Here is a 12,568-nt window from a genome sequence, read left to right as displayed (position 1 = left end):
CCATGGACACTGCACGCGAGGAGACGCTCGCCGACCTGTGGCACGCGCAGGTGGGCCGGCGGGGCGACCACCCCTTCCTGGTGGCCGAGGACGCGACGGGCGCCGTGCGCACGTACGGGTACCGCCAGTTCGACGCGCTCGTGGCGTCGGCGGCCGCCGCGATGCGCCGGCTCGGGGTCGGCCCGGGCGACGCCGTGGTGCTGCACCTGCCGCTGGGCGCCGAGCTGGTGCGCCACCTGCTGGCCGTCATGGCGTCCGGCGCCGTCGCGGTGGTGCAGGACCCGGGCAGCCCCGCCCCGGAGTGCGCGCACGTGGCGCAGCGCGTCCGGGCGCGGCTGGCCGTCTGCACCCCGGAGGCCGCCGGGCGGTACGCCGGTGTGCCCGGGCTGCGGGTCGTCGGGCCCGCGGACGCCGCGGCGCCCGTCGGGTCCGGTGCCGGCGCGTCGCCCGGTGCCGGCGTCACGGGACACGACACGGCCGGGGTGGTGTTCACCTCCGGGTCGACGGCCACCCCCAAGGGCGTCGTCCTCACCCACGCCAACCTGGTGTTCTCCGGGCGCTTCGTGCAGTGGCAGGCCACGCTCGGCCCCGAGGACCGGCTGCTGACGACCATGCCGGCGTGCCACGTGAACTTCCAGCTCAACGCGTTGCTGCCGGTCATCGCGGCCGGCGCCACCCTGGTGGTCGTCGAGCGGTACTCGGCGCGGCGGTTCTGGCACCAGGTGCAGGCGCACCGCGCCACCGTCGTGCAGTCCATCGCGATGATCGTGCGCACCCAGCTCTGCCGGCCCGTCGAGCCGGGGGAGCGGGACCACCACGTCCGCGAGGTCCTGTACTACCTGCCGCTGCCCGACGCCGAGAAGCAGGAGTACGAGCGCCGCTTCGGCGTCCGGCTGCTGAACTCGTACGGCACCAGCGAGTGCCTGGTCGGGGCGATCACCGACCCGCCCGCCGGCGAGCGGCGCTGGCCGTCCATCGGCCGCGTCGGTCCCGGGTACGAGGCGCGCGTCGCCGGCCCCGACGGCCGCGCGCTGCCGCCCGGGGAGCCGGGGGAGATCCAGCTCCGAGGCGAGCCCGGCGTCAGCCTCATGGCGGGGTACCTCGACGACCCGGAGTCCACCGCGGCGGCGTACGACGCCGACGGCTGGATGCGCACCGGTGACCTCGGGTACGTCGACGCCGACGGCTGGTACTACTTCCTCGACCGGCGCTCGCGGATCATCAAGCGCGGCGCCGAGAACGTCTCACCGGCGCGCGTCGAGGCGGTGCTGCTGGAGCACCCCGGCGTCGCGCAGGCCGCGGTGGTCGGCGTCCCGGACCCGGTCTACGACCAGGCGGTGCTCGCCGTCGTGGTCCCACGGCCCGGCGTCGCGCTCACCGAGGCCGACGTCCGCGCCCACTGCGCAGCGCGGCTGCCCGCGCCCGCCGTCCCGGGCACCGTGCAGGTCGCCGACCGGCTGCCGCGCACCGCCAGCTACAAGGTCGCCACCGGGACGCTGTCCGCCCGCGCGGCCGCCGGTTCCGCCGGTTCCGCCCGCAGCGCCCGCACCTGACGTGCGCGACCCCGCACGACCCCGCACGACCCCGTACGTCCCCGCACCACCCGCACCGATGGAGGAGCAGCACGACATGGCGATCAAGACCGAGATGGTCGGGCAGTGGTTCGGCCCGTTCGAGCGCGAGTACACCACCCGGGACCTCAGCCTGTTCGCGCTCGGGTCCGGGTGCGCCGTGGACGGCCGCACCGACCTCGAGTACGTCTACGAGAAGGACATGAAGGTGCTGCCGACCTTCGGCGCCATGCCGATCGTCGACTCCGAGGTCACGCGCACCATCGACTACGGGTACGACTACGCCGGGTCCCTGCACTGGAGCTTCGACCTGACGTTCCACCAGCCGATCACGCGGCTCGAGGGGCGGCTCTCGACCCGCGTGCTCCTCAAGGGCCTCTACGACCGCGGGCCGGGCAAGGGTCTGCTGGCGCAGCACGTCGGCGAGACCCGCGACGAGGACGGGACGCTGCTGTTCACGAACGAGTCGTGGGACTGCCTCATCTACGACGGCGGCTGGGGCGGGCCCGCCGCGCCCAAGGACCTGGTCGAGATGCCCGACCGGCCCGCCGACATCGCCGTCGAGGAGCGGATCCCCGAGAACCAGGCGCTGATCTACCGGCTGTCCGGGGACTACCACCCGCAGCACGTGGACTGGGAGTACGCCGCCGCGAACGGCCAGCCCCGGCCCATCCTGCACGCCGTGAGCTTCGCCGGCGTCGTCTGCCGGCACGCGATCCGCTCGCTGTTCCCGGGCGAGCCCGAGCGGCTCCGGCGGTTCAAGACCCGCATCACCGCCCCCGTGCTCCCCGGCTCCACGCTGCGCACCGAGCTGTGGCGGATGGACGAGCACCGGGCGCACTTCCGCCTGGTCGACGCCGACGACCCGACCGCCAAGCCGCACCTCAACTGGGGGGTCGTCGAGTGGAGCTGAGCCCCGGGCGGCAGACCGTGCTGCTCGACGACGTGGGGATGACGCCGTTCCTCAAGCGGGTGACGCTGTTCTCCGCCGGCGGGCCGTTCCTCGACGGGTACGTGCTGTCCATCATCGGGGTCGCGCTCATCCAGCTCACGCCCGCGCTGGACCTCGACGCCCGCTGGACCGCCCTGGTCGGCGTCGCGGCACTCGTCGGGCTGTTCCTCGGCACGTCGGTCGGCGGCTACCTGACCGACCGCATCGGCCGCAAGCGGATGTTCGTGGTCGACATCGTCGGCATCGCGGTGATCTCCGCCGCCACGGCCCTCGTCGCCGCGCCCTGGCAGCTCGTCGCGATGCGGTTCGCGATCGGCGTCGTCATCGGGGCGGACTACCCGATCGCCACGTCGCTCGTCGCGGAGTTCACGCCCCGCCGGCACCGCTCGATCTCCATGGGGCTGATCGCCGCCGCCTGGTACCTCGGGGCCAACGCGGCCTACCTCGTGGGCTACCTGCTCCTCGACGTCGACGGCGGCTGGCGGTGGATGCTCGCCAGCGCGGTCGTGCCGTGCCTGGTCATCCTCGTCGGACGGTGGGACATCCCGGAGTCGCCGCGGTGGCTCGCCCGCCGTGGCCGGGGCGACGAGGCGCGGGCCATCGTGCACCGGGTGCTCGGCGCGGACGTGCAGCTCGAGCCCGAGCCCGCCGAGACCGAGTCCTACGCCGCCCTGTTCCGCCGCGGCTACCTCGGCAAGGTGCTGTTCGTCGGGACGATCTGGCTCTGCCAGGCCGCGCCCATGTTCGCGATCTACACCTACGGGCCGCAGATCATGGGCGAGCTCGGGTTCGGGGAGCGCCAGGTCGCGACCCTCGGCGAGATCGTCATCGGCACGTTCTTCCTCGTGGGCTGCCTGCCCGCCATGTACTGGGCCAACTCGCTCGGCCGCCGCCGGCTGCTCGTCGTCAGCTTCGCGATCATGACCGCGGCGCTCGCGGTGCTCGGTGCCCTGCCGTCACCGGCGATGGTGACCGTCGTCGCGTGCCTCGGCCTGTACGCGTTCTTCTCCGGCGGGCCGGGCAACCTCCAGTGGCTCTACCCGAACGAGCTGTTCCCGACGGAGATCCGCGCCTCCGCCGTCGGCGCCGCCATGGCGGTGAGCCGCATCGGCACCGTCGTGTCCACCTACGTGCTCCCGGGCTTCCTGCTCGCGCACGGCACCCGCGCGACCATGCTCGCCGGCGCCGCCATCTCCGGTCTCGGCCTCGTCGTCTCGGTGCTCGCCGCACCCGAGACCCGCGGCCTCACCCTCACCGAGTCCGCCGCTCTGCGGTTGGGACCGCCCGGCCGTGGCCGGCCCGATCCCGGCCCCGGCGGGCCGCCCCGACCGTGACCCCCGCGGTCACCGACGCAAGGAGACACCCGATGACCATCGTCGTGGCCTGCAAGTGGGCCCCCAACCCCCAGGACGCGTCCGTCGGCCCCGACGGCGCCGTGGACTGGAGCCGCGCCAAGCCCGCGGTGTCCGAGTACGACCCCGTCGCCGTGGAGGTCGGTCGCCGGCTGGCCGACGCGACCGGCTCCGAGCTGGTCGGCGTCACGGTCGGCGGCCCCGAGGCGGCCTCGGCGCTGGCGCGCAAGTCGCTGCTCTCGCGCGGGCTGGACCGGCTGGTCGTGCTCGCCGACCCGGCTCTCGCCTCCGCGGGTACCACCGCGACCGGTCTGGCGCTCGCCGCGCTCGTGCGGCACGTCGGCGACGTGGACGTGGTGCTCGCGGGCGACGCGTCCGTCGACTCCGGCGCCCAGCTCGTCCCCGCGGTGCTGGCGGGCGCGCTCGGCTGGCCGGCCCTGCTCGGCGTCGGCGCCGTCTCGGCGGTCGACGGCGGCACCGGGGAGCTCGCGGTGGAGCGTGCCACCGGGGCGGGGTCGGAGCAGCTCGCGGTGCGCGGGCCCGCCGTGCTCGCCGTCGCGGCGGACGCCGTCGTGCCGCGCGTGCCCGGGATGAAGGACATCCTCGCGGCGGGCAAGCGGCCGGTCGAGCAGCTCGACCTCGCCGCCCTCCCCGTGGAGCTGCCCGCCGGGCCGGCCGTCGTCGGCACCGCCCCGCCCGCGCTGCGGGCCCGCCGCCGCCAGGTGGTCGACGCCTCCGACGCGTCCGCCGCGGCTGCCGAGCTGGTGGCGGCGCTGCGCGCCGACGCCGTGATCTGACCGAGGGAGACCATCGTGACCACCTACATCCTCACCGCGGGCGACGCCCGCATCGGCCGCCTCGCCGAGCTGGCGGCCGGCACCACCACCGCCGTGGTCGTCGGCGACGCGCAGACGGCGGCCGCCGTCGCACGCACCCCCGGCGTCGACCGGGTGCTGCGGGTCGAGCCCGCGCCCGGAGCCCCCGTGGAGACCTGCGCCGGCGCCGTGGCCGCCCTCGTCGCCGACGCCGAGCCCGCGCTCGTGCTGGCCGCGCCCCGACCGGCCGACCGCGTGCTCGCCGGGGCCGTCGCGGCGCGCCTGTCGGCGCCCGTCCTCACCATGGTCCGCACCGTCGCGGTCGGGGACGGGGGCGTCGACGTGACGCGGTCGGTCTTCGGCGGCATCGCGGAGCAGACCGAGCGGGTGACGGGCACGGCCGTCGTCGTCACCGACGGCGGCGCCGCCGGCGAGGGCGGTTCCGCGCCCGTCGTGGACGCCGTGGTGGCGCCCGCGGACCCGGGCGTCGTCGTGACGGCCACGCGGGTCGCGGAGCGCGCGTCGGTCGACCTCTCCCGCGCTTCCCGCGTGGTCGCGGCCGGCCGGGGCGTCCGCCGCCAGGAGGACCTGGCGCTCGTCGAGGGGCTCGCCGCGGCGCTCGGCGCCGAGGTGGCGTGCTCCCGGCCGCTCGCGGAGGGCGTCGGCTGGTTGCCGCACGACCGGTACGTCGGGGTCACCGGCCAGCACGTCGCGCCCGAGCTGTACGTCGCCGCCGGGGTGTCCGGGCAGCTCCAGCACGTCGTGGGCGCCCGCGGCGCGGGGACCGTCGTCGCCATCAACACCGACCCGGGGTGCCCGTACTTCGCGGAGGCCGACTACTGCGTGGTGGGCGACCTGTACGAGGTGCTCCCGGCGCTGACCGAGGCGCTGGCCGGTGCGGCGGGCGCGGGGGCGGCCTCGTGACCGCCGAGCCGGACTTCGACGTCGTCGTCGTCGGCGCGGGCATCGCCGGGTGCGTGACCGCGTACCGGCTGGCGCAGGCCGGGCGGTCCGTCGCGCTCGTGGAGCGCGGCGCGGTGCCGGGCTCCAAGAACCTGTCCGGCGGGGTGCTGTACTCGCGCGGCCTGGAGGAGGTCTTCCCGGACCTGCTCGAGCGCGCGCCGATCGAGCGCCGCATCACCCGCAACTACCTCCAGCTGCTCAACGCCGAGTCCGCGGTCGGCATCGACTACCAGGACCGCCGGCTGGCGGAACCTGTGAACGCGGTGACCGTGCTGCGCGCCCGGTTCGACCCGTGGCTCGCCGAGCAGTGCGAGGAGGCCGGCGCCGACCTGCTGTCGGGCGTGCGCGTCGACGAGGTGCTGCGCGAGGACGGCCGCGTCGTCGGTGTCCGCGCGGGGGAGGACGAGCTGCGGGCCCACGTCGTCGTGGCGGCGGACGGGGTGAACTCGTTCGTCGCCCGGGGCGCGGGCCTGCGCGGACGCGAACCGCTGCACCACCTCGCGCTCGGCGTGAAGGCCGTCGTCGCGCTGCCCGAGGAGCGCCTGCGCGAGCGGTTCCACCTGACCGGGGACGAGGGCGTCGCGTACGCCGTGGTCGGGGACTGCACGCGCGGGGTCGGCGGGGGCGGGTTCCTGTACACGAACCGCGCGTCGCTGTCCGTCGGCGTGGTGCTGCGCCTGGACGACCTGGTGGCGAAGCGCGAGGACTCGGCGGCGGTGTTCGACCACTTCCTGGCGCACCCGTTCGTCGCACCGCTGCTCGAGGGCGGCGAGGTCGTCGAGTACGGCAGCCACCTGGTCGCCGAGGGCGGCCTGGCCATGCTCGGCGAGGTCGTCACCGACGGCATGGTCGTGGTGGGCGACGCCGCCGGGCTGACGATCAACACCGGGCTCACGGTCCGGGGGATGGACCTCGCGGTCGCCTCGGGTGTCGCGGCGGCGTCGGCCGTCGGCCAGGCGCTCGACACCGGCGACACCTCACGGGACGGCCTGGCCGGGTACAGGAGGGAGCTCCTCGACTCGACCGCCGGGCGGGACCTGCAGACCTACGCCAAGGCGCCGGCCTTCCTGGAACGGGAGCGGATGTACCACGACTACGGAGCGCTGCTGGGTGACGTCCTGCACCGCGTGTACGACCACGACCTGACCCCGCGCCGCCACCTGCTCGACGTGGCGCGCGCCGAGCTGCGGCGCTCGCCCGTGCGGGTGCGGGATCTGGTCCGCGACGGCCTGGCGGGGGTGCGGGCGCTGTGAGGACGACGTCGATCCCCGACCGGCTGGCGGCCAACAGCTACGTCACCGACGAGGAGCAGCCGCACATCCGCGTCGACCAGGAGCTCGCGCGCCGCACCGGCTGCGGCGACCGGCTGATCGCCGTGTGCCCCGCGAAGGTCTACACGCGTGAGGCGGACGGCACGGTCGGCGTCGAGCACGCCGCGTGCCTCGAGTGCGGCGCGTGCTTCGCCGTCGCCGACCCCGGCGTCCTGGAATGGACCTACCCGCGCGGCGGCTTCGGCATCGCCTTCCGGGAGGGCTGAGCCGCCGGGGCGGGGCGTCTCGTCGCGGGGACGCCCCGCCCCGGCCCGGGCGTCAGCGCTGGGTGCAGGTCAGCCACGTGCGGGCCGCCCGCGCGAGCCCCTCCCGGGAGTTCACACCGACCTTCCGGCAGGCGGACAGGATGTGGTGCTCGACGGTGCGGGCGCTCAGCACCATCCGGGTCGCGATCTCGGGGGACGACAGGCCCCGCGCCACCAGCACCGCGACCTCGCGCTCCCGCGACGTCAGCCGCACCGCCCGGTCGAACGGCAGGAACAGCCCGCACAGGTCACGGCCGCGCAGGCCGCCCTGGCTCCACGCCGTGTCGGCCCGCTCGATCGCCGCGGCCGGCTGCCCGTCGGCGAGCAGGCGCACCGCCCGGGCCACGGCGGCCCGGACCGCGAACTGCCGCAGCCCCGCTCGCCGGAGCTCCGGCTCCAGTGCGGCCAGCCGGTCCGGGTCTCCGGACGCGACGGCAGCCGCGAACGCCGCCAGGTGCGTCAGGAGCGGCGCGTCGCAGCGCGCGGCGGCGTCCGCCAGGACGGCTGCGCGAGCCGCGTCCGGACGGCGTTCCACCGCGGCGACGCCCGCCACGATGCCGGCCGGCAGGTAGCCGGCCTCGAGCCGCTCCACCGCCACCTGCCAGATCCGGTCGGCCGTCTCCGCGGCCACGGCAGGGTCGTCCTCGTCCTGGATCAGGGGCGCGACCAGGTCGCTCGACTGGTACGGGTGCGGCCCTCGTCGCGACGGCAGCGAGCGGGCCTGCACCGCGAGCGACTCGGCGAACTCCCGGTGGCCCTGCCAGGTCGCGGCCTCGGCCGCCAGTGCGATCAGGCCGGTGACGAGCTGCGGCTCCTGCGGGCACGCGGTGCTGAGCGCCAGGGCGTCGCACGCCAGCGCGTCGAGCTCCATCGCGCGTCCCTGCACGGCGAGGGCCAGCCCCGCCACCGACGCGTGCGCCAGCAGCGACACCGGGTCCAGCTCCTGCCGGGCGCGCTCCACGCCCGCCAGGGCGGTCGTGGCGGCGGCCGCGACGTCGCAGGTGTACAGCAGGGCGAGCCCCCGTGCGGTGCCGGCGATCCACCGGGCCTGCGCGTCCTGCGGCTCCGGGCCGTCGAGGAGAGCCAGGGCCTCCCGCGCGCGACCGGTCGCCACGAGCGACTCGGCCCGGACGGCGCGCGCGAGCTCGTCGTCGGGCTCCGGGGCCCCGTCGGGCGGCGACGACTCGCGGCCGAGCGGCGCCCCGCCGGTCAGCGCCAGGTGGTCCAGCACGGCGCCGAGCGCGGGCCCGTGGCCCGGCAGGTCGTCCGCCAGCTCCGCGACCACCAGCGCCGCGGCGACGGGGGAGCCGGACTCCCGGCCCCGGTAGGCGGCGTGCGCGGCCACGAAGGCGGCGCGGTCCGCCGGGTCGCCCGCGTCGGCGCGCGTGCGGTCGAGCACGTGCTCCACCTGGTGGGGCCGGGCGTGGGTGAGCAGCATGGCCTCCAGCAGCTCCGCCCCGGCGCGGGCGCTCGGGTCCGCCTCCCAGCGGCGGCGCGCCTCGCGGCACCGCTGCTCCCAGCGCTGCGCGATGAGCCGGCCGGCGAGCGGCGCCGCCGTGCGCACCCCGGCGGGCAGGGACTCCTCGCCCTGCAGCTCCTCGGCGACGCGGGCGCGCACCAGCAGGCCGCGGGTCGTCGCGCTCTCCTGCACCAGGCAGTCGGCGAGCAGCGGCGGGAAGACGCCGACGAGGGCGTGGTCGCCGTCGGTCACCACCTGCACGAGGCCCGACTCCTCGAGCCGCACCAGGGCGGCGGTGCCCGCGAGCCGGCCCGCGGCGGCCAGCGACACCGTCCCGGCGAAGGCCAGCACCGTCAGCGCCTCGCGCAGGTCGTCGTCGAGATCGGCGAGGAACGGCTCGACGGTCTGCGCCAGCGACGCGGTCCACAGGTCGCCGCGCGCCACCCACAGGCCGTCGCGGACGACCAGGCGGTTCTCGCGGCGGGCCGTGTCGACCAGCGCCTGCACCAGGCCCGGCAGACCGCCCGTCGCCGCGGCGACGCGCGCGACCGCGGTCGGCTCCACCCCCCGCCCCAGCATCGTGTGCAGCAGCCGGTGCACACCGGCGAACGGCAGCGGGTCGACGGCGACCCGGGCCGACGGCTGGAGTCCGTCGGCGAGCAGACCGGCCGCCGGGCCGCCCCCGCGGCCGCAGGCGATGACCACGCGGGTGCCGAGACGGGCCCGGGCGGCGAGCACCGCGCCGACCGTCCCGCTGTCCAGGTCGTCCGCGTCGTCGACCAGCAGCACCGAGCCCGGGGCAGCGAGCATCTGCTCCAGGGACTCCACCGCAGCGCTCAGCATGCGGAGCTGCTGCGGCGCGCTCGGGAGCGGGACCCCGGCCACGGCCAGCGCGCCCAGCGTGCGGTCCCGCAGGGCGCGGACACCGCGCAGGCGGACCGCGGCGATCCCGAGCCCGGCGAGCCGGTCGGCCACCTGCTCGAGCACGGACGACCGTCCGGCCGCGCGCATGCCGACGACCTGGACGTGCGTCCCGTCCTGCAGGTAGCCGACGATCTGGGACACGGTGTCCGGGTGAAGCACGACGTCGTCTCTCACGCCCGTCACGCTAGCGACGCACCAGGGCGGCGGACCGTGCCCTAGGTCCGGGTGGCCGCCTCGACCGCCGTGGTGCGGACCGTGCGTCAGCCGAGCTCGGACGTCCCGGAGTACAGGTGCAGGACGGGGACGTGCAGCTCGTCGCGCGCGCGGGAGGCCCAGTCGCGGTGGAACGTGTCCTCGAGCGCGTGCGGGTAGGTCACCACGACGACCTCGCGGGCGCCCTCGGACGCGACGGCGGCGCGCAGGGCCGGCAGCGGGTCGTCGTCGACGACGGTGCCCGTGGCGGCGACCCCGGCCGCGGTGAAGGCGGCGAGGCTGTCGGCGAGCTGCTCGGCGGCGTCCGCGGTGGCCTCCGACGGCCGGGGCTCGCGCCCGAGGACGGTGTCGAGCGCCTCGCGGAGCTCCCCGAGGCTGAGCTGGTCCACGAGGGACACCAGCACGTTCCGCTCGGTGTCCGCCGGCACGAGGACGCGGTACGCCAGCGTCTCGCCCTCGTGCAGCGACAGGATGTGGGCGACGTCCGCCGAGGCCAGGGTGTCCTCCGTGAGGACGAGGATGGTGTCGGTCACGCCGTCGAGACTATCGCCGTGCGAGCGTCCAGCGCCCGAGCAGCATCCCGTCGTGGTGCAGCAGGTGCTCCGGGCGGGCGGCCAGCGGTCCGACCCAGTCCGGCCCCTGCACGGCACGCAGCGCCGGCCCGGCCACCACGAGCGGGCTCGTCGTCAGGCAGAGCTCGTCCACCAGGCCGGCCCCCACGAGGTCCGTGAGCAGCCGCGGCCCGCCCTCCGCGAGCACCCGTGTCAGGCCGTGTCCCGCGAGGGTCGCCAACGCCCCGGCGAGGTCGACGTGGTCGTCACCGGCGACGACCACGCGCTCCGGGCCCAGCTCACCGCGCAGGGCGTCCAGGCGCGGGCACGCCGCCGACGTCACGACGTACGGCGGCCGTGCCGTCCCCCGCAGCCCCTCCGGGAGCACACCGGACGCCGACACCACGGCCAGCGCCAGCTCCGGGTCCTGGCCCCGGGCGGCCCGCACCCCGCGCAGGTCCGCGGGCACCGCGAGCGGCGTGTAGCCCTCCGCGCGCGCCGTCCCCGCACCGACCAGCACCACGTCGGCGACTGCCCGCATCACCCGGAACACGCGCCAGTCGGCGGGCCCGTTGATGCTCCGCGACCGCCCGTCCGGCCCCTGCGCCGCGCCGTCGAGGGTGGCGATCATGTTCGCCCGCACCGCCGCCGTGCGCCCGTCCCGGGGGGCGGGGTGGGCGTACAGGGCGTGCAGGTCCGGCTCGTCGCCCCCGGGGGCGAGCACCGCGCCCGCGCGGTCGAGCGGCAGCAGCACGTCCAGGGGCGGGAGCTCGCGGGGCATGCCGGTCAGGCTAGCGGCGGCCGGCCCCCGCGTGTCAGGCGCTCGCCGAGCCACCAGGACACGCCGGCGCGCTGTGCCGGATCCCGGGCGTGTCCTGGCATCTCGGCGCGGGCAGGCCCGGGTCGGGCAGGTGGGCGCGCTGCCTCGCCGCGGGCGGGCGCCCGGCCTAGGCTGTGCGGCCGTGACCCCCACCCCCGCCACACCGACCACGGCGAGCCTGACCGACCGCCGCCCGGAGGTGGCTCCGGACCGGCTCCTCGCCGAGCGCGTGCCGCCACGGCACTTCGCGCACGAGTCGTTCGACACGTACCGGCCCGACGCGCGCTACCCGAGCCAGCAGGCGGCGCTCGTCCGGCTGCGTGAGGTCGCGGGGACGCTCGCGGGTGGTGACGGGAGCGGCGGTCTGCTGCGCCGGCTGCGCCGCCGCCCCTCCGCCGTGCCCGCGGTCTACCTGGACGGCGGGTTCGGCGTCGGGAAGACGCACCTGCTGGCGTCGCTCGCCACCGCCGTCGGTCCGGATGCCTCCGCCTACGGCACGTTCGTCGAGTACACCAACCTGGTCGGCGCCCTCGGGTTCCGGCCGACCGTCGACGCCCTCGCGACCCGGCGCCTCGTGTGCATCGACGAGTTCGAGCTCGACGACCCCGGCGACACGGTGCTCATGTCCCGGCTGCTGCGCGAGCTCACCGACCGCGGGGTGGCGCTGGCGGCCACGTCGAACACCCTGCCGGAGTCGCTCGGCGAGGGCCGGTTCGCCGCCGACGACTTCCTGCGGGAGATCCAGGACCTGGCCGGGAGGTTCGAGGTGCTGCGCATCGACGGGCAGGACTACCGCCAGCGCGCGGTCGTCACCGACGCCCCGGGGCTCGACGACGCGGCGGTGCGGGACGCCGTCGCCTCGGCGCCGGCCGCGACGCTCGACGACTTCGGGTCGCTGCTGCGGCACCTGGCCACGGTCCACCCGTCCCGGTACGGGGCGCTGCTGGACGGCGTGGACCTGGTGGGTCTGACGGGCGTCGGGCCGGTGCCGGACCAGGACGTGGCCCTGCGGCTCGTCGTGCTGGTGGACCGGCTGTACGACCGCGACGTGCCCGTGCTGCTGGGAGGGGCGGGGGAGTCGGCCCTGTTCGGCGAGCAGATGCTCGCGGGCGGGTACCGCAAGAAGTACTTCCGGGCGCTGTCCCGCCTCGGCTCGCTCGCGGAGCGGGGCCGCGAGGAGGCCGCCGCCCGGGCGTAGCCCCGCCGCGCACCCGTGCACCCGTGCACCCGTGCACCCGTGCACCCGTGGCGGTCGTCGCGGATCCGTTCGTGCGGGCTCGCCGGGCGTGTCGGTGGGGACGGGTCCGAACGTCAGGGCGCGGCCCGGGGGGCGGCGGTGCGCGGCTGTCGGGGTCCTGGACGTGGTGGCGCC

The 12,568-nt window shown here is 76.6% G+C and carries 11 protein-coding genes; 8 read left to right on the top strand and 3 right to left on the bottom strand.

The window, feature by feature from the left end; all coding sequences use genetic code 11:
- The first annotated feature begins 2 nt into the window (after positions 1 to 2).
- From K5O09_RS10660 to K5O09_RS10630, 7 genes are read left to right on the top strand one after another with little or no spacing between them, the layout of a single operon-like run.
- Positions 3 to 1,553: an AMP-binding protein gene (locus K5O09_RS10660; protein ID WP_222169536.1), complete on the top strand. Its 1,551-nt coding sequence runs from the start codon at positions 3 to 5 to the stop codon at positions 1,551 to 1,553.
- A gap of 58 nt (positions 1,554 to 1,611) precedes the next feature.
- Positions 1,612 to 2,484 carry a MaoC/PaaZ C-terminal domain-containing protein gene (locus K5O09_RS10655; protein ID WP_222169535.1) on the top strand — a complete coding sequence of 291 codons (873 nt, stop codon included), beginning with the start codon at positions 1,612 to 1,614 and terminating at the stop codon, positions 2,482 to 2,484.
- On the top strand, positions 2,475 to 3,857 hold the full coding sequence (locus K5O09_RS10650; protein ID WP_222169534.1) for an MFS transporter: 1,383 nt from the start codon (positions 2,475 to 2,477) through the stop codon (positions 3,855 to 3,857). The genes K5O09_RS10655 and K5O09_RS10650 overlap by 10 nt, the downstream gene beginning before the upstream one ends.
- 32 nt (positions 3,858 to 3,889) lie before the next feature.
- The gene (locus K5O09_RS10645; RefSeq protein ID WP_222169533.1) at positions 3,890 to 4,672 is read left to right on the top strand and encodes a hypothetical protein; all 783 of its coding nucleotides are present in this window, start codon (positions 3,890 to 3,892) and stop codon (positions 4,670 to 4,672) included.
- A 15-nt stretch (positions 4,673 to 4,687) separates the two neighbouring features.
- The gene (locus tag K5O09_RS10640) at positions 4,688 to 5,614 is read left to right on the top strand and encodes an electron transfer flavoprotein subunit alpha/FixB family protein (protein WP_222169532.1); all 927 of its coding nucleotides are present in this window, start codon (positions 4,688 to 4,690) and stop codon (positions 5,612 to 5,614) included.
- Complete coding sequence (locus K5O09_RS10635) at positions 5,611 to 6,906, top strand: FAD-dependent oxidoreductase (RefSeq protein ID WP_222169531.1); 1,296 nt, start codon at positions 5,611 to 5,613, stop codon at positions 6,904 to 6,906. Before K5O09_RS10640 ends, K5O09_RS10635 begins: the two co-directional genes overlap by 4 nt.
- Positions 6,903 to 7,190 (top strand): ferredoxin family protein, encoded by a 288-nt coding sequence (locus K5O09_RS10630; RefSeq protein ID WP_222169530.1) that lies wholly within the window; start codon positions 6,903 to 6,905, stop codon positions 7,188 to 7,190. The genes K5O09_RS10635 and K5O09_RS10630 overlap by 4 nt, the downstream gene beginning before the upstream one ends.
- Positions 7,191 to 7,242: 52 nt before the next feature.
- On the opposite strand, the gene K5O09_RS10625 is transcribed toward K5O09_RS10630, so the two are convergent.
- The 3 genes from K5O09_RS10625 to K5O09_RS10615 all read right to left on the bottom strand — a co-directional run bounded on the left by K5O09_RS10625 (position 7,243) and on the right by K5O09_RS10615 (position 11,157).
- On the bottom strand, positions 7,243 to 9,786 hold the full coding sequence (locus K5O09_RS10625; protein ID WP_222169529.1) for a helix-turn-helix transcriptional regulator: 2,544 nt from the start codon (positions 9,784 to 9,786) through the stop codon (positions 7,243 to 7,245).
- Positions 9,787 to 9,872: 86 nt separating this feature from the next.
- Positions 9,873 to 10,358 (bottom strand): hypothetical protein, encoded by a 486-nt coding sequence (locus K5O09_RS10620; protein ID WP_222169528.1) that lies wholly within the window; start codon positions 10,356 to 10,358, stop codon positions 9,873 to 9,875.
- Between the two features lie 10 nt (positions 10,359 to 10,368).
- The gene (locus tag K5O09_RS10615; protein WP_222169527.1) at positions 10,369 to 11,157 is read right to left on the bottom strand and encodes a dihydrofolate reductase family protein; all 789 of its coding nucleotides are present in this window, start codon (positions 11,155 to 11,157) and stop codon (positions 10,369 to 10,371) included.
- Between the two features lie 181 nt (positions 11,158 to 11,338).
- On the opposite strand from K5O09_RS10615, the gene zapE reads away from it, so the two are divergent.
- Positions 11,339 to 12,394, top strand: coding sequence for a cell division protein ZapE (zapE, locus tag K5O09_RS10610; RefSeq protein WP_255595231.1), 1,056 nt, complete (start codon positions 11,339 to 11,341; stop codon positions 12,392 to 12,394).
- Positions 12,395 to 12,568 lie beyond the last annotated feature (174 nt).

Origin of the sequence: Cellulomonas sp. C5510 (assembly GCF_019797765.1) — a bacterium.
Taxonomy (GTDB): domain Bacteria; phylum Actinomycetota; class Actinomycetes; order Actinomycetales; family Cellulomonadaceae; genus Cellulomonas.
Note: the sequence above shows the minus strand (reverse complement) of the source record. Positions and strands in the feature narration are given on the sequence as shown.

Bases quoted from the DNA above. Each gene is read 5' to 3' on its own strand.
- K5O09_RS10660 (WP_222169536.1), top strand. From the start codon at position 3: ATGGACACTGCACGCGAGGAGACGCTCGCCGACCTGTGGCACGCGCAG.
- K5O09_RS10655 (WP_222169535.1), top strand. From the start codon at position 1,612: ATGGAGGAGCAGCACGACATGGCGATCAAGACCGAGATGGTCGGGCAG.
- K5O09_RS10645 (WP_222169533.1), top strand. From the start codon at position 3,890: ATGACCATCGTCGTGGCCTGCAAGTGGGCCCCCAACCCCCAGGACGCG.
- K5O09_RS10615 (WP_222169527.1), bottom strand. From the start codon at position 11,157: ATGCCCCGCGAGCTCCCGCCCCTGGACGTGCTGCTGCCGCTCGACCGC.